This is a genomic window from Streptomyces sp. NPDC050548 (assembly GCF_044457385.1).
Taxonomy (GTDB): Bacteria; Actinomycetota; Actinomycetes; order Streptomycetales; family Streptomycetaceae; genus Streptomyces.
This window is the reverse complement of record NZ_JBITGV010000008.1, coordinates 77,297-96,968: the sequence shown is the minus strand read 5'-3', so window position 1 is coordinate 96,968 and position 19,672 is coordinate 77,297. Positions and strand designations below refer to the sequence as shown.

Sequence of the window (19,672 nt, the reverse complement as noted above, 5' to 3'; positions counted from 1 at the left end):
ATCGCAAGCCCCTTTGTCAATTCCCGATCCGACGGAGTCGTCGCCCGGACGACAGCGGGCGTGTCAGGATGATGATCTGACAGCCACTCACCAAGACGGAGCCTGGCCTCATGACCTCTCCCAGCGGGGACGGCAGTGGCGCCCAGCCACTGATCATCGACACCAGCAAGCCCCACCCGGCGCGGATGTACGACTACTTCCTCGGGGGGAAGGACAACTACCCGGTCGACCGGGACGCCGCCGAGCAGTTCATCAAGGCCGCGCCCGAGGTGCGGGAGGGTGTCAGGGCCAACCGGCGCTTCATGCACCGGGCCGTCCGGCATGTCGTGGAAGAAGGCGGGGTGCGGCAGATCCTGGACATCGGTACCGGGCTGCCCACCGAGCCGAACGTGCACCAGATCGCGCACGCCGTCGCCCCGGACACGCGGATCGTCTACGTCGACAACGACCCGATCGTCAGCACCCACTCGATGGCCCTCATGGAGGACACCGACACCTCGGTCATCCTGGCCGACCTGCGCGATCCGCGCTCCATCCTCGACCACCCCGAGGTGCGCGCGGCCATCGACTTCGACCAGCCGGTGGCCGTACTGCTGGTCGCGGTCGTGCACTTCCTCGCGGACGACGGGGACCCGTACGGCATCGTCGCCACCCTGCGCGACGCGCTGCCGGCGGGTTCCTATCTCGTCCTCTCCCACGCGACCGGTGACGTCCACGAGGACCAGCGCGAGGAGGCGGCGTCCGTCTACAACCGGGCCACCGCCACCCTGAACCTCCGCACCCACGCCCAAGTCCTGGACTTCTTCGGCGACTTCACCCTCGTGGACCCGGGCCTGGTCCGTGTCACCCACTGGCGCCCCGAGCAGACCCCGAACCCGGACGCCCCGCCCATCGGCATCTACGGCGGGGTGGCCCGCAAGGACGGTTAGTCTCCGACCGTGATCGTCCGGCCCTCCCGGGCCGGCAGTGAGAAGCCCAGCACGGTGCTCGTGTCGCGCAGGGCTTCCGGGAGGGCTCCGGCCGCGCCGGTGCCCCGGGCGCGTTCGAGGCGTTGGGGGCGGGTCATGGTGAGGCCGAAGTCCTTCGTCAGGTCGGCGCCGTCCAGCAAGTCGCAGAGGAACAGCATGTGTTCGTCCAGCGGCACCTGTTCGGCGCGGACGGCACGGACGCCGTCGAGCAGGGCGGCGCGGAGGGCGGTGTCCGGGTGGTGGCGTGTTCTGGTGAGCAGGGTGCCGGGTCTGTGGCGCAGCAGGCCTCGCTCGACCAGTGCGCCCGTGTGCAGCGCGAGTGCCTCCCGGCCGCGTTCCCTGAGCCAGCGGGTCACTGTGAGGGGGCGGGGGGTGAGGGCGGCGCTGCGGGTCCACAGGGCGGACAGCAGGTCGTCCGCCCAAGTCAGGCCCGTGTGAGGCGTGTTGGGCGACAGCTCTATCTCGCCGCGGAGTTGGTAGATGTCGACGCCCAGTTTCCTGGTCTTCCTGGGCCTGACCAACAGCCTTCTCCGCAGGGCCAGTTCACCGAGTTCCGCCGCCGCGCAACCGGCCGCGGTCTGACGGGAGTTGGGCACCCTGCCGTTCTCCCCGTACGACAGCAGGGTGAACTCCTCGGGCAGGGAGAGGCGTTGGAGCGGCGCGGGTCCGAACATGCGCTGCATTCTGCACGGCGGGGCGGTCGTCCGCCGCCAGGAATCAGGAAGCGGTACCGGGCAGGTCGAACCACACCGCCTTGCCCTCCGGGCGGGACAGGCCGTCGTACGGTACGGCGACGCCGTGGCCCCAGCTGCCGCGGGTGAGGGCGTCCACCAGGAACAGACCCCGGCCGCCCGTCTCCCACCGTTCCGGCGTCAACTCCCTTATCACCGGCGGGTTTTCGTCACCGTCGTACACCACGACACGGATGCCCTGCGGGTCGGCCGACAGCCACAGTGCGGCGCCGTCGCCCTTGGCGTGCACGCAGGCGTTGGTGACGAGTTCGGAGGTGCAGAGGGCGGCGTCGCCGATGAGTTCGTCGCCCAGTCTCAGTTCACGGAGGACCGAAGCGACGAAGTCGCGGGCGATGCGGGGGGATGTTTCGAGGGGTGGGCAGAACAGGGTGTACGTGGGCATGCGGCATCGACTCCGGGGAGCGGGGGGTGGATTGGTTTCCGCGCCGTGCGGGTGGCTTCGCCTCGGGTGTCGACGGCCCGGGGTGCACTTCCAACTGGCGTGGGGCAGGGGTGAGTTGCGGATGAGTGACACTATGGACACTCTCCGTGAGTATGCGATGACGGTACCCGGTATATTTGCAACGACGCAACCGCATCAGCAGAATTGAGGAGCACGGCATGCCCCCAAGGGTCACTCCCACCGCACGTCAGGGGCGTCTGGGCGCGGAACTCCGCAAGCTGCGCGAGGCGGCGGGACTGGTCTCCCGAGATGTCGCCGCCTGGCTGGGCACCAGCCAGGCGCAGATCAGCAACATCGAGGCCGGGAAGCACGGGATCAGCGAAGAGCGGCTCCGCCGACTCGCCGCGCACTATGCCTGTGACGACGCCCAACTCATCGACGCCTTGGTCCGCATGGCCAATGAGCGGGACAAGGGATGGTGGGAGGAGTACCGGGGAGTGCTACCTCCAAGAGTCCTCGATCTCGCCGAGTTGGAACACCACGGCACGTACGTCCGCGCTTTCCAGGCCGTGCACATCCCCGGTGTCCTCCAGACCGAGGAACACATGCGGGCAGCCTCGATCTTCGCGGAGCCGGGCCTCCCCGACGCCGACCGCGAGGCCCGCCTGTCGTTCCGGCTGCGACGCCAAGAGGTGCTCGAATCCGGGACCTCGTACGAGGCGGTCGTCCACGAAGCTGCCCTGCGCATGCGTGTCGGCGGGGCCAAGGTCACCCGCGTACAACTTGAGCGCCTCATCCAGGAGTCCGAGCGGGAGAACCTGACGCTTCGTGTGATCCCTTTCAGCGCGGAGGGTTTCGCCGGTGCCGGGCACCCGATGCAGTACATCGGTGGGGTCGTCCCCCAGTTGGATACCGTTCAGATCGACACGGTCCAGGGAGCCGAATTCATCGATGCCGCCGCCCAGGTGCAGCGCTACCGGACACGCCTCGATCGCGTCACCGGAGCCGCCCTCGACCAATCCGCTTCCCTCGACCTCATCCGCTACATCGCCCAGAACCTCTGAAAGGCCCTCCATGTCCCTCAACCTGCACTGGCAGAAGTCCTCCTTCTCCGGAGGTGGCGGTGCTGAAGACTGCCTGGAAATAGCCGCCGACCCCACCACCCTCCACCTCCGCGAAAGCGACCACCCCACCACGATCCTCACCCCGACCCCCACCGCCCTCCACGCTCTCCTCGAACGCATCGCCAGCCCCACCCAGGAACTCTGAAGGGCCATCCACGAACGCGACCACCCCCGCCACCCTCCGCAAGCTGGGGCAATTTCTAACCAGTCGACATGAGCGAGAGTGGTTAGATTCACCCCCAGCCTCCAGCAACCCCCACCACCCGCACTCCCTTCTCCTCGCCCACCGGCGTGATGGTGGCGCCGGCTGCACCCTCGACTGGGCAGCTCACCCCCTCGTGACGGCAGCCCGGCGACGGCATCGTTGATCTCACAAGGTCGAGGTCAACGACTCACCGGAAGGAAACGGACATGCCGCACTCCGCCGCCACCTCCCTCCCCTCCGGCAGGCGATGGCCCACCTGTTCGCCCCGGCCGAGGGTGCCGTACGACCCTGGACCTCCGCCTCACCCGCGAGTGGAGCCCCCGGAGTCACCCCGAATGCACCCGGCGTTCACATCCCCCGCGAAACATGCAGCTCATGAGACGTGTCACTCCCGCCCTAGCCCTCGGATCGGCCGCGCTGCTGGCCACCCCGTTCGCCGCTCAGGCCGCCCCCGGCAGCAGCGCCCACACCGACAGTTACGGCACGAAGGCCGTGTACGCGCCGGAGCAGAACTCCCGGTCGTACCAGAAGGCCCCGGCCGGCTTCACCCCCGTCTTCACCGAGAACGTGTCCCGGCACGGATCGCGCTCCGCGACCGACAGCTCGGACGGCGACCTGATCCTCGCGCTCTGGAACAAGGCCGAGGCCGAGGGTCAACTCACCGCGAAGGGGCGGGAGTTCGGGCCGAAGACGCAGGCCCTCGAAGCCGCCATGAGCACGATCGGCTACGGCAACCTCAGCGCGCGCGGCAAGGCGGAGATCCAGGCCACCGCCACCCGCATGGAGAAGCGGCTGCCGACCCTCTTCGCCTCGATCGCGAAGAACAAGGAGCCCATCGACGTCGTCAGTTCGGGCCAGGGACGCGCCGTCGACAGCGCCAACCTCTACGGTGCCGCGCTCGCCGAGACCGACCCCGATCTGACCTCCCTCATCGGCACGACCCGTACCGACAAGGACCTCCTCTACTTCCACAAGGCCGCCGGTGGTGCCGCCTACCGCGACTACATCGCCAACGACCAGCGGCTCGCCACCACCCTGACCTCCATCACGGACCAGCCGAAGACGCACCGCGCCGCCCGTGACGTACTGAGGAAGCTGTTCAAGCCCGCGTTCGTGGACCGGATCACGGCGGGCGAGTTCGCGTCGGTCGGCACGGACGTCGAGGCCGCCACCGCCGTCTACAACCTCTACGCCATCGCCCCCGCGATGAGCGAGGAGAGCCCGGGCGGCAAGGGCTGGGGCATGGACCGGTACATCTCGGCGCGCGACGCCGACTGGTTCGGGTACCTCTCCGACGCCGAGGACTTCTACGAGAAGGGGCCGGGCTTCGCCGACAGCGACATCACGTACAAGATGGCCGGCGTCCTGCTCGACGACTTCTTCAAGAAGGCCGAGGCCAAGCGCGACGGCACGAGCGACCTGGGCGCCGAACTCCGGTTCACCCACGCCGAGGAGATCATCCCGCTGGCCGCGCTGATGGGCCTGCCGGGGAGCACGAAGGCCGTCACGGTCGAGCAGCCGTACACGTACGCCACGAACCCCTGGCGGGGCGCCGCCGTGGCACCCCTCGGCTCGAACATCCAGTGGGACGTCTACCGCAAGGGCGACACCTACCTCGTACGCATGCTCTACAACGAGAAGGAGACCGCGTTCAAGGCGGGCTGCCGTCCCGTCTCGAAGGGCAGCAAGTTCTACGACCTGAACGAATTGGAGCGCTGCTTCGGCCGCACGACCTCCAACGGCTGAACAACACCCCATCCGTAGACACCAGTCGCACCGGCTCTACGACGGCCCCGCGCTCCCCCGGGCGCGGGCCGCCGCCGCGAACTCCCGGCCCCGCATCCCGGCCCGCCGGTACGCGGCGATCGCGGCCGGGTTGTCGGCGTCCACCATCAGCGCGGCCCGCCCGTACTCCCGCACCAGCGCGTCGACGACGAACCGCGACACGGCCACACCCAGCCCCCGCCCCCGCGCCTCCGGCCGGGTCACGACCCCGGCCATGAAGCCGCACCCGGCCCCGGACCAGGCGTCCCCGGCCACCGCGAGCAACGCACCGGTGCCGTCGGGGCTCCGATCGTAGGCACCGGCCCAGCGACGGACTCCGGGACGGCCGGGACGGGCGTACGAGCCGGGGAACGAGTCCTCGAACAGAGCCGCCGTCTCCCGCTCCCCCGCCGCGTCGAGCCACCGCACCCCCTCCGGGACAGCGGGCCGGGGCGGCTCCGCCGTCTCCATCCACAGGAACCCGGGACCACCGGCGGCCACGAGCCCGGGAATCCCCCGGACCAGCGCGCCGATCAACTCCGCGTCCCCGAACGGACGGTGGCCCGGCCCGACCTCCGCCAGAACCTCGTCCCGTACGAGGACCAGCGCGTCGTCCGCCGCCCCGTCGACCGCGATCCGGTCCCGCCCGGACAGCCCGGGACTGACCACGGCGGTCGCCGAGCCGTGCCGGAAGACGCGGACACCGGGGCCGAGGCGGCCGTCGTCGGCGGACAGTTGCGCGGCCCAGAGCAGATGCCCAGCGGCTTCACTGTCCAGCCCCTCAGCCTCGGCCACGTACCCCCGCCCCCGCACGCGGCTCGACCACTCCCCCGACCGTGAACCCGATGACCGCGCCGCCGCCCTCCCGTCGTAGTGCGAAGGGGGCTCCGGCGTGGGCGAGGGCCACCTCGCGGACGATGGAGAGGCCGAGGCCCGAGCCGGGGAGGGAGCGGGCGTCGGCCGCGCGGTAGAAGCGGTCGAAGATGCGGAAGAGGTCGGTCTCCGAGACTCCGGGGCCTCGGTCGAGGACTTCGACGCGGACCGTGCCGGGGCGGGCGGGGCCCGAGACCGCGATCTCGATCGGGGTCTGGCCCGCGCGGTCGAACTTGGCCGCGTTCTCGACCAGGTTGGAGATCGCGCGCTGGAGCATGCCGGGGCGGCCGTCGGTCGTCGTGTCGCCGCTCGCGCGGACGGTGATGTCGCGGCCGGTGCGGCGGCGGGCCAGGACCGCGACGTCCTCCGCGATGTCGGCGAGGTCGACCTGCTGGGGCGGTTCGGTGTCGGACTGGCCGGCCGCGAGGTCCACCAACTCGTTGACCAGGTCGGTGAGTTCGCGGGCCTCCTGCGAGAGGTCCGCGACCAGTTCCTCGCGGGTCTCGGGCGGCAGTTCGTCCATGCGGCGGAGCAGGGAGATGTTCGTGCGCAACGACGTGAGGGGGGTGCGGAGTTCGTGGCCCGCGTCCTGGATCAGGCGGCGCTGGTCCTCCTCCGACTGCGCGAGCCGGCCGAGCATCCGGTCGAAAGCGCGGCCCAGGCGGCCGACTTCGTCGTAGCCGGTGACGGGGACCTGCACGCCGAGGCGGCGGGTGCGGGCCACGTCCTCGGCGGCGGCGGTGAGGATGATCAGGCGGCGAGTGATGCGCCTGGCCAGCCACCAGCCGCACAGGCCGGCCAGCACCACGACCGCCGCCATCAGCACGAACGTCCGCTGCTGCAACGCCCGCAGCAGGTCCTCGGTGTCGCTGAACTCCTGCGCCACCTGCACCGCCCCCTGCCCGCGGCCCAGCGACACGGTCGCGATGCGGTACACGTCCTCGGCGACGGCGACGTCCTTGTGCTCGACCGTCTTCCCGGCCTCCTTCTCGCCCGCGACGGCCCGGTCGTCACCGGTGACGGGCAGCGCGGGGCTGCCACTGTCGAGGACGCTGCCGGCCGGCCCGAGCACCTGCACATCCGTACGGGCCGGCCGCACGATGTCGTGGCCGGGCGCGGAGGAGGAGAAGTCGTCGGGCGTCATCTGGTGCGTGCGCACCTCGTCCTGCAGATCCTGGACGACCTGGTCGAACACGGACTCCTGGTCGACCCGGACCAGCCGGGCCGCCGCGCCGTAGGAGAGCACGCCGACGAGGAGGGTGACGGCCGCGGTCACCGCCGCGAAGGACAGCACGAAGGTGGTGCGGAGGGAGACAAGTCTCGGCCGCCGGGCGGCGACCAGCCGCCGCAGGCGGCCCACTCAGTCCTCCCGCAGCACGTAACCCACGCCACGCACCGTGTGGATCAGCTGCGGTGCGCCGGGCTCGTCGAGCTTGCGGCGCAGATAGCCGACGTAGACGGCGAGGTTCTTGGAGCCGGGGCCGAAGTCGTAGCCCCAGATGCGGTCGTAGATGGTGGAGTGGTCGAGGACGATGCCCGCGTTGCGGACCAGCAGTTCGAGGAGCTCGAACTCGGTGCGGGTCAGCTCCAGTTCACGCTCCGCGCGCCAGACGCGGCGGGCCTGGAGGTCCATGCGCAGACCGGCCGCCGAGATCTGCTTGTCGGAGGAGGAGAACGGCGACGACTGCGGCCCCTCCCTGAGTACGTCGGCGGAGGCGCCGGACGGTCCGGGGACGCCGTTCGCCGGGACCGGGCTGGTGCGGCGGAGCAGGGCACGCAGGCGCGCGAAGACCTCCTCGACGTCGAAGGGCTTCACCACGTAGTCGTCGGCGCCCGCGTCCAGGCCCGCGATGCGGTCGGCGGTCTCCACGAGGGCGGTCAGCATCAGGATCGGGGTGCGGTCGCCCTCGGCGCGCAGTACCCGGCAGACCTGGAGGCCGTCGATGCCGGGCATCATCACATCGAGAAGCAGCACGTCCGGTGGGGTGCGGTGGGCCTGCGCGAGCGCCTCGACACCGTCGGCGACCGCGGTCACCTGGTAGCCCTCCAGGGTCAGGGCCCGCTCCAGGGCATGACGGATGGCACGGTCGTCTTCGGCGAGCAGCACAGTCTGGGGCACGTCCACCAGTGTGCCAAGGCCTCCGGCGGTTGACCGGTGGGGGCAGGTCTACGATCACCCTTTTTACCTGCCTCTCACCGTGGTGGACGCAACCCGGGCCGACCTCCTACCGTCTTCTCACGGTCGGCTGCCCTACCGTCCCAGGGGCTGCGCCCCCGGACCCCCGCATCGGCCCTGAAGGGGCCTCGTCCTCAAACGCCGGACGGGCTGGATTTCGCCGGCCTGCGATGAAAGGTGCGCCCGCAGGTCACGCGCCCGGCGAAGCCGAAAGTGCCGCCAGCTGTTCCGCGAACGGTACGACCGTCTGCTTCTTCTCCGGGCGGCCGCCCGACAGGCCCGTCATCAGCGCGCCCAGCTCCCCCGCCGCCCGGTCGATCCGGTCCGGCAGGCCCTCCGCGCCCCAGTCCTCGGAGGCGGCGTAGACCGCGGTCGGGACGACCACGGCCCGGAGGTAGGCGAAGAGCGGGCGGAGGGCGTGTTCCAGTACCAGGGAGTGCCTGGCGCTGCCGCCCGTCGCGGCGATCAGCACCGGCTTTCCGACCAGCGCGTCCTTGTCGAGGACGTCGAAGAACGACTTGAACAGTCCGCTGTACGACGCCGAGAACACCGGCGTGACGACGATCAGCCCGTCCGCCTCCGTCACCGCGTCCAGCGCGGCGGCGAGCGTACGGCCGGGGAAGCCGTTGGTGAAGTTGTGCGCTATCTCGACGGCGAGGTCGCGCAGCTCGACGACCTGGATGTCGACGGGGGTCCGGCGGTCCACCGCCGCCGCCAGCCGGTCGGCCAGCAGCCTCGTGGACGACGGAACGCTCAGTCCCGCCGAGACGACTACGAGCTTCATGCGACGGTCACCTTCTCCGAAGCGGCTGCGAGCAGCGACTGATGGGTCGGCGCCTCCGGCACGTCCGCCGGGCGGTTGGCCGCGAACTCCTTGCGCAGGACCGGTACGACCTCCTCGCCCAGCAGGTCGAGCTGCTCCAGGACGGTCTTGAGCGGCAGGCCCGCGTGGTCGAGCAGGAACAGCTGACGCTGGTAGTCGCCGGCGTACTCCCGGAACGCGAGGGTCTTCTCGATGACCTCCTGCGGGGAGCCGACGGTCAGCGGGGTCTGGTCGGTGAAGTCCTCCAGGGAGGGCCCGTGGCCGTAGACCGGGGCGTTGTCGAAGTACGGGCGGAACTCCCGTACCGCGTCCTGGGAGTTGCGCCGCATGAACACCTGGCCGCCCAAGCCGACGATCGCCTGTTCCGCCGTGCCGTGGCCGTAGTGCGCGTACCGCTCCCGGTACAGCTCGACCATCCGCTTGGTGTGGTCGGCCGGCCAGAAAATATTGTTGTGGAAGAAGCCGTCGCCGTAGAAGGCGGCCTGCTCGGCGATCTCGGGCGAGCGGATCGAGCCGTGCCAGACGAACGGCGGTACGTCGTCCAGCGGGCGGGGCGTGGAGGTGAAGCCCTGGAGCGGGGAGCGGAACTTGCCTTCCCAGTTCACGACGTCCTCGCGCCACAGGCGGCGCAGCAGGGCGTAGTTCTCGATGGCGAGGTTGATGCCCTGCCGGATGTCCTGCCCGAACCAGGGGTAGACCGGGCCGGTGTTGCCGCGGCCCATCATCAGGTCGACCCGGCCGTCGGCCAGGTGCTGGAGCATCGCGAAGTCCTCGGCGATCTTCACCGGGTCGTTGGTGGTGATGAGGGTGGTGGAGGTGGAGAGGATCAGCTTCTCGGTCTGGGCGGCGATGTAGCCGAGCATCGTCGTGGGCGAGGAGGGCACGAACGGCGGGTTGTGGTGCTCGCCGGTCGCAAAGACGTCGAGCCCGACCTCCTCGGCCTTCAGCGCGATGGCGACCATGGCCTTGATGCGCTCACGCTCGGTCGGCGTCCGTCCGGTGGTCGGGTCCGGTGTGACGTCGCCGACGCTGAAGATCCCGAACTGCATGGTCGTTCACCCTCCAGGTTGTTGATTATTCAACTATACCCCCCAACGGCCACCCCGCCGCACATATTCCGGCCACTGTCAGTGCCTCGTCCTACGATCCCGACATGGCCGCCGCACGCCGTGACACCCGGGGAATCGTCGACCCCGCCGAACTCCTCACCCGCGTCCACTTCCGCCGCCCCGAACCCGCCCCGCCCCTGCGCCCGTACATCGAGCACTACTGGCTGATCGACTGGGACCTCACCGAGCCCTACGTCTCCCATGTCGTCCCGCACCCGGCCGTGCACATCGTCTTCCAGCGGCTGGCCGGCGAGGACGCCTTCGTCGAGATCGCGGGCATCCCGCACGGCCTCTTCGCCCAGAAGCTGGAGGGGCGGGGGCGGGTCTGCGGGATCAAGTTCCGCCCCGGCGCCTTCCGGAGCGCCGTCCCCGACCGCCCGGTGTCGGAGTGGACGGGCGCTCGGGTACGGCAGCCCGAGGTGTTCCCGGACACCGACCCCGCCACCGTCCTCGACCCGCCCGACGAACGCGACCGCGTCGCCGCGCTCGACGCCTTCCTGCTCGCCCTCGACCTCCGCCCGGACCCGCAGGCCGAACTCGCCACCGCCCTCGTCGACCGCATCCGCACCGACCGCACGATCCGCCGCGTGACCGACTTCGCCCACACCGAGGGCCTGTCCGTACGACTGCTGCAGCGCCTCTTCGCCGCCCACGTCGGCGTCGGCCCCAAGTGGGTCATCCTGCGCTACCGCATCCACGAGGCCCTGGAGCGCGCCGGCGCCGAGGAACCCGTCGACTGGGCGGGCCTCGCCGCCGACCTGGGCTACGCGGACCAGGCCCACCTGGTCCGCGACTTCACGACGACGGTCGGGGTGTCACCGACGGCTTACGCGCAGGGCCGGCCTTAACCGCACCCGTTGTTAATGCGGTTGACCGGACGAGGGCACCCAGGGATATTCATCTGCGTGACGCAGATACTGCACGACACAAATAAACCCGTAGAAGACCCTCCCCTCCCCGCCCGCACCCGCTGGGCGATCCTCGCCGTCGTCCTCGCCGCCGACGTCCTGGACCTCCTCGACTCGACGATCACCAACATCGCCGCCCCGACCATCACCCGGGACCTGGGCGGCGGCCCCGGCCTCGTCCAGTGGCTCGGCGCCTCCTACGCCCTCGCCCTCGGTGTGCTCCTCGTCCCCGGCGGACGGCTCGGCGACCGGTACGGCCGGCGGCGGCTCTTCCTGGTCGGGGTCGCCGGGTTCGTCGCGGCCTCACTGGCCTGCGGGCTCGCCCCGGGCCCCGGCTTTCTCGTGGTCGCCCGGCTGGTGCAGGGTGCCTTCGGGGCGCTGGTCGTCCCGCAGGGCTTCGGCATCCTCGGCGCCACCTGGCCCCGGGATCAGATCGGCAAGGCGTTCAGCCTCTTCGGGCCGGTGATGGGGCTGTCGGCGGTGGGCGGGCCGATCCTCGCCGGGTTTCTCGTGGACGCGGACATCGGCGGTCTCGGCTGGCGGTCCATGTTCCTCATCAACCTCCTCCTCGGCGGCGCCGCCCTGCTCGCCGCCCTACGGCTCCTGCCCCGCGACGCGGGTGACGGCACCGCCCCCGTCGACGGCCCGGGCTCGGCGCTGATCGCGGGTGCGATGCTCGGTCTGCTCGGCGGGCTTATCGACGGCTCGCAGCACGGCTGGACGGGACGCGCCCCCGCCCTGCTGCTGCTCGGCCTCGCCCTGTTCGCGGGTTTCTGCCACCGCCAGCGCACCGCGCCCGAACCGCTCATCCGTCCCTCGCTCCTCCACAACCGGGGCTTCACCGCCGGCCTTCTCCTCGGCGTCGTCGTCTTCGCCGCGGTCGCCGGACTCCTCTATGTCGTCTCCCTCTACTTCCAACAGGGCCTCGGCCGCTCCCCCGCGGGCACCGCGCTCGGCCTGATCCCCCTCTCCGCCGGAATCGTCGTCGCGTCGATCGCCTGCTACCGGCTCGTCCACCGCTTCGGCCGCCGGCTCGCCGCCACGGGCCTCCTGATCATCCTGGCGGGCTGCGGCTGCCTCGCCGCGCTGGTCGCCAACTCCGGTACGGGGGTGAGTGGTTGGGCTCTCGTGCCACCCCTCCTTCTGGTCGGGCTCGGTATGGGCACCTGCTTCGGCACGGTCTACGACATCACCATCGGCGACATCGAACCGGCCGAGGCCGGCAGCGCGAGCGGTTCGCTCAACGCGGTGCAGCAGCTGGCCAACGCGATCGGGGCGGCGGCCGTGACCACCGTGTACTTCAAGGCAGTCGGCGGCGGCGCGACCCACGCCCTGCTGGTGAGCCTCGCCGTGGTCGGCGCGGCCGTCGCCCTGTGCCTGTGTCTCGTACGGCTGCTGCCGCGCACGGCGCCGGAGGACCATGGTCACTGACCGCCGACCCGTGCACCCGCACGCTGGTAGCTTTCGCAGCGGCCGGACGGCAGGGCAGCGGGAAGAGAGCCGCAGTGAACCGAACTCAGGCCCTGAACCGGTGGTTCACGGCGGACAACAACCCCGTCCAGGTCTTCGGCACCGTCGCCGCCGTCGTCATCGCCGCGCTCACCGTCCGCCCGACCGGGTTCTCCGGCACCGGGCTCGCGGTGCTGTGTCTGCTCGTCCTGGAGTCGCTGCTGCTGTGCACGCGGCTCATCCCCGAGGGCACGTTCTCGCCCCGCGTACAGCTCGCGGTGCTGTGTACCTGGGCGGTCGGGGCTGCGGCGCTGATGAGCCTGGAGACCTCAGGGGCGTCGGCGCTGTTCGCCTACTTCGTCACCGGGCACGCCGGGTACCGTCTCGACGCCCGCCGCGCGCTGCCCTTCGCGGCGCTCACCAGCGCCCTGTGCGCGGGAGCGCTGCTGCTGCCCTGGGGCGGCGGCACCTCGTGGATCGTGGGCGCGTTCACCGGTGTCAGTGTGCTGGTGGGTATCTCCAACCGCGCCCACACCGACGCGTTGCGCTCCGCGCGGGCCGCCGCCGAACAGGCCGAGCTGGCCGCGCGGGCCGTGGCACGGGCGGAGGCGCTGGCCGAGCGGGCCCGGATCGCCCGGGACGTGCACGACGTACTGGCCCACTCGCTGGCCGGGGTGAACATGCAACTGGAGGTCACCGACGCCCTGTTGGAGTCCGGGGACATCGACCGGGCCCGGCAGGCGGCCCAGCGGGCGCAGAGCCTGGTGCGCTCGGGGCTGACCGAGGTACAGCGCACGGTCGGGGATCTGCGCGAGGACGCGCTGCCGCTGGTGGAGACCCTGCGCTCGCTGCTCGCGTCCGCCTCCGACGCCGGTACGCTGACCGTCGACGGGCCGCAGCGTGAACTGCCCGTCCGCCTCGCCCAGGTGATCGTGCGCTGCGCCCAGGAGGCGCTGACCAACGCGCACAAGTACGCGCCCGGCGCCCCGGTCCGTATGCGCCTGGAGTACGCGGGACAGCCGGCTGAGGAGACCGTCTTCGAGGTGGTGAACTCCGCGCCGCCGGAGGGCTCGCGGCCGTTGGCCGGGGCGGGGAGCGGGATGGGTCTTGTCGGGATGCGTGAGCGGCTCGACCTGGTGGGCGGCACGGTCACGGCCGGGCCGATCGTGGACGGCGACGACAGTGGAGGCTGGCGAGTGCGCGTGGTGATCCCGGGATGAGCGACGAGCGGCAGGGCGAACGGCAGCCCACGGTAAGGGTGGTTGTGGCCGACGACCAGACCGCGGTCCGTGAGGCGCTGGCGACCGTACTGGATCTGCAGTCCGGTGTGGAGGTCGTGGCGACGGCCAGGGACGGCGGGGAGGCCGTGCGGGCGGCCGAGGAGCACGCGCCCGATGTGATCCTGATGGATCTCAACATGCCCCGGGTGGACGGGGTGGAGGCCACCCGGCTGATCGGCGAACGCTTCCCCGAGGTCGCGGTCGTGGTGCTCACCACCTTCGCCGACGAGGAGTACATCCTCGCCGCGCTCGGCGCCGGCGCCCGCGGCTACCTGACCAAGGAGTCCGGCCGGGAGGACATCACCCGCGCGGTGCGGGCCGCGGCGGCCGGGCAGTCCGTGCTCGACCCCGCCGTACGGGACCGGCTCGTCGCAGCCGCCGCGCGGGGCGGCGCCCCCGTCCAGCGGGCGGGGGCGGGACTCGCCCCGGACCTCACCCCCCGGGAGGTGGAGGTGCTCACGCTGATCGGCGAGGGGCTCACCAACCGGGGCATCGCCGAGCGGCTGGTGGTGAGCGAGGCGACGGTGAAGACCCATATCAACAACCTCTTCTCCAAGGCTCATCTGCGGGACCGGGCGCACGCCGTGCAGTACGCGTTCATCCACGGACTGGTGAAGACTCCTGGGTGAGGGCCTGCCCCTGGGCTCCGGCCGGCGCCAGGAGGCGCACGCGGGCCAGGAGCAGGAACACCCGGGTGAGGACCATGGCCAGCGCCATGATGACGAAGAACGGTGCGATGGCGTCCTGGACTATGTGGTGCTCCGCCATGAACGTGCCGAGGTGGTCGCGGAACCAGGTGTTGTGCTCGGCGAGGTAGATGAAGGCGATGCGCAGGGCGACCACCGCCGTCCAGATCGCCACGAAGCCCGCGCCGCAGCGGGTGTGGACCTTGCCCGAGGCCGGGTCCCGCTCCACGCCGGTGGTGAACGTGGCGACGGCACCGCAGGCGAGCCCGATCGCGGCGCCCACCAGATAGACCACGATGTCGACGGTCTGGGTGGGCGTCCCCTTCAGATAGAAGTAGCCGACCGCGGACACCGTGCCGATCGGCATCAGCACCTTGTGGAGGTCGTACTTCCGGCGCCCGTACTGCGTCAGCATCATCACCGCGAAGATGCCCCCGCTGATCGTCAGCGCCTGCTCCATGTCCGTCATGACGTCCCACTCCTCGGTCTCCGGCGGTCCTCCCGCCACGCGTTTTCCTGAGATCGACTCTCCCGCCGAAGCCGGAAAAGATCCCGGACCCACGGGTGGAAATCCGGGTGGAGACGCAGGGTGGAGCCTTCCCCCAGGGGCAGCTCGGGGGCCGGGTGTCAGGGACGCGGAGACAGACACCGCACGGAGACCATGGGGACCGAATCCCGGACCGAATCCCCTACGGCACCAGCACCAGCCGCCCCCGCACCCCGCCCTCCGCGAGTCGTGCGTGCGCCCCGGCCGCGTCCGCCAAGGGGTACGTCTCCGCCACCCGCAGCGTCAGTACGCCCTTCTCCACCAGGGCGACCAGTTCGGCGAGCCGGGCGCCGTCCGCGCTCACCTCCACCGCCCCGGTCCGCACCCCGCGCTCCGGGGCCGGCGCGGCCTGCGGAATCACCCCGGCGAACGCGCCCCCGTCCCGCACCCACGCCAGCGCCCGTTCGCCGAGGACCGCCGCGTCCAGCACCGCGTCGACGCTCCCCGCCGGCCCGCCCTCACTCGTGAACTCGGCGGCGCCCAGGGCCCGTACGAACTCCTCGTCACCGGCCCGGGCGAGCCCGGTCACCAACACACCGCGCTGTACGGCGAGTTGGACGGCGAAGCCGCCCACGGCTCCCGCCGCACCGGTCACCAACAGCGTCTGACCCGGCGTCAACTCCAGCAGGTCCAGGGCCTGTACGGCGGTCAGGGCGTTCAGCGGGAGGGTGGCGGCGTGCACCGCGTCCACGCCCTCCGGCGCCTTCGCCACCGCGTCCGTGTCCACGACGACGTACTCGGCGTGGGTGCCCAGCGGCTTCACCGCGCCGTGGTGCAGGGCGACCACCTCGTCGCCGATCCGCCACCCGCCGGCGGCGCCGGTCGCGTCCACCGTCCCGGCCACGTCCCAGCCGAGTCCGAGCCGCTCGCCCGCGCCCCCGAACGCGCCCGCGCGCACTCCGGCGTCCACCGGGTTGAGCGAGGCCGCCGCGACCTTGATCCGCACCTGCCGGGCGCCCGGCTCGGGAATTTCCGTCTCCACGACCCGAACCGCGTCGGGCCCACCGAACGTCGTCACCACTGCAGCACGCATGCCGGACAGCTCCTCGTATGGGGTGTTCGCTTCGGTATCTCCTCAGCTGTCGACAACCCTAGGAAGAGCTACTATCCATCGGGAAGTAGTTACCTGAAGGTGCGTACCTACCCCGGAAGTAATCCGAAGTGACCGGAAGTGAACGGAGGCCACGGCCCATGGCGACCATGACAGCGGCCCAGAAGCGCGAACAGGCACGTGTCGAGTACGACGCGTTCATCCGCAGCTGCCCCACCAACCAGCTGCTGGACCGCATCAGCGACAAGTGGGTCAGCCTGGTCGTCGCCGCCCTCGCCCCGGGCCCGATGCGCTACAGCGACCTCGCTCGCAAGATCGCCGGCGTCAGCCCCAAGATGCTGACGCAGACGCTCCGTTCACTGGAACGCGACGGCATCCTCTCCCGCACGGTCACCCCGTCCGTCCCGGTCCGCGTCGACTACGAACTCACCCCGCTCGGCGCCAGCCTGAGCATGCTCCTGCTCGCCGTGAAGGACTGGGCGGAGACCCACATCGAGGAGGTCCACGAGGCGCGGGGGCGCTACGACGGGGACGAGCCGACGCCCGTCTAGACCTCGCCCGCCCGCAACCGCGCGATCTGCTTGCCGCTGAACTCCACCGTCCGCCTCATGTGCCCGACGATCACGGCGAGTTCGGCGTCGGCGAGGTCGTCGAAGAGCGTGAACCAGCCGCCGCCCAGCCGGTTCCACATCCGCCCGAACTCGGTGATCTTCTCCGGGACGGTGGCCACCAGCACCCGCCGCCGGTCCTCCGCGTCCCGCTCCCGGACGACGTACCCCGCCCGCTCCAGCCGGTCCACGAGGCGCGTCGCCGACCCGGTCGTCAGCCCGGTCAGCTCGGCGATCCGGCCCGTCGTCACCGGCCCCGCCTCCAGCGTGAGCAGGTTCAGGCACTGCAGATCGGTGGGGTGCAGCCCGAGGCGGTCGGCGACGGCCTGGTTGAACAGGGCGTACGACGCCATGTACCGGCGCGAGACGGTGGACAACTCGTCCAGCAGCCGCGCCCGCGCGTTCCCGGACATGTCGTACCCCTCGTCGCCTGTGCCGTGCGGAGATCGAGATCGTACGACGAGGTCGGCCGAGTGGCTCAGGGGTACTACGGGCGTGGCTCAGAAGTAGTAGCTGTCACCGGTGTCCAGGACGAGCACCCGCTGCTGGTCGTTGGCCCGGTTCCCGTCCACCGCGCCGCCGCCCCACACCGTGTCCAGCTCCAGCAGCACCTCGGAGGACGCGTCGCGCAGCCCCACCCGCAGCTCGATCCGCTCGCCCACCTCGTCCGCCGCGAGCGCCCCCGTCCGGCACACCACCGCCCGCTCCCCCGACCGCGCACACCCCTCCGGCAACGTCTGCCGGTTCGCGAGCGGTTTCGACCAGCGCAGCCGTACGGTCGCGTCGGGGACGGCGGACGGGCCGTGGTTGCGCGGGGTGAACCGCACGTCGATCCGGCCCGCGGTCATGGCGACGGAGCCGTGGTAGGAGAGGTCCGCCTCAGGTGCCAGTACACCGGGCGCCGCTCCCATCGCCGCGAACGCGGCACCCACTACGGCGCCGACCCGTAGTACCCGTACTACCCGCATGCCATCCACTCCTCAGTACATCCGTGGGCCATCGTGGTCGTACGGATGTATCCCACGCGGAGCGCGCGACAGGCGCCGTCCATCAGGTGACACCCGTGCGATCGGACGGCACCCGTGTGATGGGGTGGCGGTCATGCTCGTACTCCGCTCCGCGGCCCTCTTCGTCCTCGCCGCCGTCTTCGAGATCGGCGGCGCCTGGCTGGTCTGGCAGGGGGTGCGCGAGCACCGCGGCTGGCTCTGGATCGGTGGCGGGGTCATGGCCCTCGGCGTCTACGGCTTCGTCGCCACCTTCCAGCCCGACGCCCACTTCGGCCGCATCCTGGCGGCCTACGGCGGGATCTTCGTCGCCGGTTCGCTGGCCTGGGGCGCGGTCGCCGACGGCTACCGGCCCGACCGCTGGGACATCACCGGCGCCCTGATCTGCCTGGCCGGGATGGCCGTGATCATGTGGGCGCCGCGCGGAAACTGAGCCGCCACCGGGCCCGCCTATCCTGGACGGAGCCGTACACACGGAGTCGTACGCACGAACCAGTTGATCCCTCCCGAGGAGCAGCCCATGGCCACCGCCGCACCGTCCGCCGCCTCCCGTATCGCGGTCGTCACCGGGGCGAGCGGCGGCATCGGCGCCGCCACGGCCCGCCGGCTCGCCGCGGCCGGCTACCGCGTCGTCCTCACCGCCCGCCGCAAGGACCGCATCGAGGCGCTGGCCGAGGAGATCAACAAGGCAGGCCACAAGGCGACCGCGTACGAGCTCGACGTCACCGACCGGACCGCGGTCGACGAGTTCGCGACCGCCTTCAAGACGATCGGCGTGCTGATCAACAACGCGGGCGGCGCGCTCGGCGCCGACCCGGTCGCGACCGGCGACCCCGCCGACTGGCGCACGATGTACGAGACGAACGTCCTCGGCACGCTGAACGTCACCCAGGCCCTGCTCCCCGCCCTCACCGCGAGCGGCGACGGCACGGTCGTGGTGGTCTCCTCCACGGCGGGCCACGGCACCTACGAGGGCGGCGCGGGCTATGTCGCCGCCAAGCACGGCGCCCACGTCCTCGCCGAGACGCTGCGCCTGGAAATCGTCGGCACCCCGGTCCGGGTCATCGAGGTCGCGCCCGGCATGGTCAAGACGGACGAGTTCGCGCTGACCCGGTTCGGCGGGGACGCGGAGAAGGCGGCGAAGGTCTACGCGGGCGTCGCCGAACCGCTCACGGCGGACGACGTGGCCGACACGATCTCCTGGGCGGTCACCCGCCCCAGCCACGTCAACATCGACCTCCTCGTCGTCCGCCCGCGCGCCCAGGCCTCGAACACCAAGGTCCACCGGGAGCTGTGATGCCGGACGCGGAGGGCAACCCGGACAACTCCCAAGAGGCCCTGGACAAGCGCCGGTTGGCCGAGGAGACCAGGAACGAGCGCAAGGTCTGGTACTTCCTGGCCTACTTCCTCTTCGGCATCCACATCGTCGCGTTCGTGATGATCTACGCGGTGACGCACGCGCCGAACAAGTGACGAGGCGAGGAGCGGCGGTCAGACCTGATCGCCGCTCCCGTTCAGGAGTTCGCTCGCCGACCGGTGGACCTTCCTCAAGGCGCTGAGCAGGGCCGCGCGTTCGGCGTCGGTGAGGTCCGCGGTGACCCGCTCCTCGATCAACTGCCGTTCCGCCTCGACCGGTTCGCGCAGCGCGCGGCCCGCGTCGGTGAGCCAGAGCCGGACGAGCCGGTTGTCCCGGTCGTCGCGGCGCCGGGTGAGCAGCCCGGACGCGGTCATCCGGTCGGCCATCTTGACGACGGTGGGCGTGGTGACGTGCAGCGCGGCGGCGACCTCGCCGGGCGTGGAGCCGTCGCGTTCCCAGAGCACGGCGAGCAGGTGGTTCTGGCCGACGTGCAGCCCGTGGCGGCGCATGGCCGCGTCGGCGAGCGAGCGGAGCACCTTCGACGTCCTGCCGTGCAGGTCCAGGAACTCGGACATGGCGGCCTTTCGAGCAAGTCGATTGACGGCT

The 19,672-nt window shown here is 71.1% G+C and carries 24 protein-coding genes; 12 read left to right on the top strand and 12 right to left on the bottom strand.

Annotated features, from left to right (window positions below):
* The first annotated feature begins 110 nt into the window (after positions 1-110).
* Positions 111-929, top strand: a complete 819-nt coding sequence (locus tag ACIBJH_RS22860; RefSeq protein WP_399118693.1) for an SAM-dependent methyltransferase — start codon at positions 111-113, stop codon at positions 927-929.
* Here the strand turns inward: ACIBJH_RS22860 and ACIBJH_RS22855 are convergent.
* On the bottom strand, positions 926-1,642 hold the full coding sequence (locus ACIBJH_RS22855) for a GPP34 family phosphoprotein (RefSeq protein ID WP_399118692.1): 717 nt from the start codon (positions 1,640-1,642) through the stop codon (positions 926-928). The genes ACIBJH_RS22860 and ACIBJH_RS22855 overlap by 4 nt on opposite strands.
* A 43-nt stretch (positions 1,643-1,685) precedes the next feature.
* On the bottom strand, positions 1,686-2,102 hold the full coding sequence (locus ACIBJH_RS22850) for an ATP-binding protein (RefSeq protein ID WP_399118691.1): 417 nt from the start codon (positions 2,100-2,102) through the stop codon (positions 1,686-1,688).
* Positions 2,103-2,320: 218 nt separating this feature from the next.
* Here ACIBJH_RS22850 and ACIBJH_RS22845 point away from each other — a divergent pair, with 218 nt between their 5' ends.
* From ACIBJH_RS22845 to ACIBJH_RS22835, 3 genes are all read left to right on the top strand, one after another.
* The gene (locus ACIBJH_RS22845; protein ID WP_399118690.1) at positions 2,321-3,166 is read left to right on the top strand and encodes a helix-turn-helix domain-containing protein; all 846 of its coding nucleotides are present in this window, start codon (positions 2,321-2,323) and stop codon (positions 3,164-3,166) included.
* Between the two features lie 10 nt (positions 3,167-3,176).
* Positions 3,177-3,371 carry a DUF397 domain-containing protein gene (locus ACIBJH_RS22840; protein WP_399118689.1) on the top strand — a complete coding sequence of 65 codons (195 nt, stop codon included), beginning with the start codon at positions 3,177-3,179 and terminating at the stop codon, positions 3,369-3,371.
* A 435-nt stretch (positions 3,372-3,806) separates the two neighbouring features.
* Complete coding sequence (locus ACIBJH_RS22835) at positions 3,807-5,177, top strand: histidine-type phosphatase (RefSeq protein ID WP_399118688.1); 1,371 nt, start codon at positions 3,807-3,809, stop codon at positions 5,175-5,177.
* Between the two features lie 36 nt (positions 5,178-5,213).
* On the opposite strand, the gene ACIBJH_RS22830 is transcribed toward ACIBJH_RS22835, so the two are convergent.
* The 5 genes from ACIBJH_RS22830 to ACIBJH_RS22810 all read right to left on the bottom strand — a co-directional run bounded on the left by ACIBJH_RS22830 (position 5,214) and on the right by ACIBJH_RS22810 (position 10,116).
* Positions 5,214-5,990, bottom strand: a complete 777-nt coding sequence (locus ACIBJH_RS22830) for a GNAT family N-acetyltransferase (protein ID WP_399118687.1) — start codon at positions 5,988-5,990, stop codon at positions 5,214-5,216.
* Positions 5,977-7,428 carry an ATP-binding protein gene (locus ACIBJH_RS22825; RefSeq protein WP_399118686.1) on the bottom strand — a complete coding sequence of 484 codons (1,452 nt, stop codon included), beginning with the start codon at positions 7,426-7,428 and terminating at the stop codon, positions 5,977-5,979. The genes ACIBJH_RS22830 and ACIBJH_RS22825 overlap by 14 nt, the downstream gene beginning before the upstream one ends.
* The gene (locus ACIBJH_RS22820; RefSeq protein ID WP_399118685.1) at positions 7,429-8,187 is read right to left on the bottom strand and encodes a response regulator transcription factor; all 759 of its coding nucleotides are present in this window, start codon (positions 8,185-8,187) and stop codon (positions 7,429-7,431) included. It lies immediately after the preceding gene.
* A 247-nt stretch (positions 8,188-8,434) separates the two neighbouring features.
* The gene (locus tag ACIBJH_RS22815; RefSeq protein WP_399118684.1) at positions 8,435-9,028 is read right to left on the bottom strand and encodes an FMN reductase; all 594 of its coding nucleotides are present in this window, start codon (positions 9,026-9,028) and stop codon (positions 8,435-8,437) included.
* Entirely contained in the window at positions 9,025-10,116 is a 1,092-nt protein-coding gene (locus ACIBJH_RS22810) for an LLM class flavin-dependent oxidoreductase (protein ID WP_399118683.1), read from the bottom strand. Before ACIBJH_RS22810 ends, ACIBJH_RS22815 begins: the two co-directional genes overlap by 4 nt.
* Before the next feature lie 104 nt (positions 10,117-10,220).
* Between ACIBJH_RS22810 and ACIBJH_RS22805 the strand changes: the two genes are divergently transcribed.
* The 4 genes from ACIBJH_RS22805 to ACIBJH_RS22790 all read left to right on the top strand — a co-directional run bounded on the left by ACIBJH_RS22805 (position 10,221) and on the right by ACIBJH_RS22790 (position 14,442).
* Entirely contained in the window at positions 10,221-11,024 is an 804-nt protein-coding gene (locus tag ACIBJH_RS22805) for a DUF6597 domain-containing transcriptional factor (protein WP_399118682.1), read from the top strand.
* A 57-nt stretch (positions 11,025-11,081) separates the two neighbouring features.
* Positions 11,082-12,515 carry an MFS transporter gene (locus tag ACIBJH_RS22800; RefSeq protein ID WP_399118681.1) on the top strand — a complete coding sequence of 478 codons (1,434 nt, stop codon included), beginning with the start codon at positions 11,082-11,084 and terminating at the stop codon, positions 12,513-12,515.
* Between the two features lie 74 nt (positions 12,516-12,589).
* A complete protein-coding gene (locus ACIBJH_RS22795) occupies positions 12,590-13,753 on the top strand; it encodes a sensor histidine kinase (protein WP_399118680.1) in 1,164 nt (387 codons plus the stop codon).
* Positions 13,750-14,442: a response regulator gene (locus ACIBJH_RS22790; protein ID WP_399118679.1), complete on the top strand. Its 693-nt coding sequence runs from the start codon at positions 13,750-13,752 to the stop codon at positions 14,440-14,442. The genes ACIBJH_RS22795 and ACIBJH_RS22790 overlap by 4 nt, the downstream gene beginning before the upstream one ends.
* Here the strand turns inward: ACIBJH_RS22790 and ACIBJH_RS22785 are convergent.
* Complete coding sequence (locus tag ACIBJH_RS22785) at positions 14,411-15,007, bottom strand: hypothetical protein (RefSeq protein ID WP_399118678.1); 597 nt, start codon at positions 15,005-15,007, stop codon at positions 14,411-14,413. The genes ACIBJH_RS22790 and ACIBJH_RS22785 overlap by 32 nt on opposite strands.
* Before the next feature lie 181 nt (positions 15,008-15,188).
* The gene (locus ACIBJH_RS22780) at positions 15,189-16,079 is read right to left on the bottom strand and encodes an NADP-dependent oxidoreductase (RefSeq protein ID WP_399118677.1); all 891 of its coding nucleotides are present in this window, start codon (positions 16,077-16,079) and stop codon (positions 15,189-15,191) included.
* A gap of 158 nt (positions 16,080-16,237) precedes the next feature.
* On the opposite strand from ACIBJH_RS22780, the gene ACIBJH_RS22775 reads away from it, so the two are divergent.
* Positions 16,238-16,648 carry a winged helix-turn-helix transcriptional regulator gene (locus ACIBJH_RS22775; RefSeq protein WP_399118676.1) on the top strand — a complete coding sequence of 137 codons (411 nt, stop codon included), beginning with the start codon at positions 16,238-16,240 and terminating at the stop codon, positions 16,646-16,648.
* Here ACIBJH_RS22775 and ACIBJH_RS22770 read toward each other — a convergent pair.
* Together ACIBJH_RS22770 and ACIBJH_RS22765 are read right to left on the bottom strand one after the other, a co-directional pair.
* Entirely contained in the window at positions 16,645-17,118 is a 474-nt protein-coding gene (locus tag ACIBJH_RS22770; protein WP_200713903.1) for a MarR family winged helix-turn-helix transcriptional regulator, read from the bottom strand. The genes ACIBJH_RS22775 and ACIBJH_RS22770 overlap by 4 nt on opposite strands.
* A gap of 87 nt (positions 17,119-17,205) precedes the next feature.
* Positions 17,206-17,673 carry a hypothetical protein gene (locus ACIBJH_RS22765; protein WP_399118675.1) on the bottom strand — a complete coding sequence of 156 codons (468 nt, stop codon included), beginning with the start codon at positions 17,671-17,673 and terminating at the stop codon, positions 17,206-17,208.
* A 133-nt stretch (positions 17,674-17,806) separates the two neighbouring features.
* On the opposite strand from ACIBJH_RS22765, the gene ACIBJH_RS22760 reads away from it, so the two are divergent.
* The 3 genes from ACIBJH_RS22760 (at position 17,807) to ACIBJH_RS22750 (ending at position 19,182) form a co-directional block, all read left to right on the top strand.
* Entirely contained in the window at positions 17,807-18,142 is a 336-nt protein-coding gene (locus ACIBJH_RS22760) for a YnfA family protein (protein WP_019075857.1), read from the top strand.
* Positions 18,143-18,229: 87 nt separating this feature from the next.
* Positions 18,230-19,006, top strand: a complete 777-nt coding sequence (locus ACIBJH_RS22755; RefSeq protein WP_399118674.1) for an SDR family NAD(P)-dependent oxidoreductase — start codon at positions 18,230-18,232, stop codon at positions 19,004-19,006.
* A complete protein-coding gene (locus ACIBJH_RS22750; RefSeq protein WP_399118673.1) occupies positions 19,006-19,182 on the top strand; it encodes a hypothetical protein in 177 nt (58 codons plus the stop codon). The genes ACIBJH_RS22755 and ACIBJH_RS22750 overlap by 1 nt, the downstream gene beginning before the upstream one ends.
* A gap of 18 nt (positions 19,183-19,200) precedes the next feature.
* On the opposite strand, the gene ACIBJH_RS22745 is transcribed toward ACIBJH_RS22750, so the two are convergent.
* On the bottom strand, positions 19,201-19,641 hold the full coding sequence (locus ACIBJH_RS22745; protein ID WP_399118672.1) for a MarR family winged helix-turn-helix transcriptional regulator: 441 nt from the start codon (positions 19,639-19,641) through the stop codon (positions 19,201-19,203).
* Positions 19,642-19,672 lie beyond the last annotated feature (31 nt).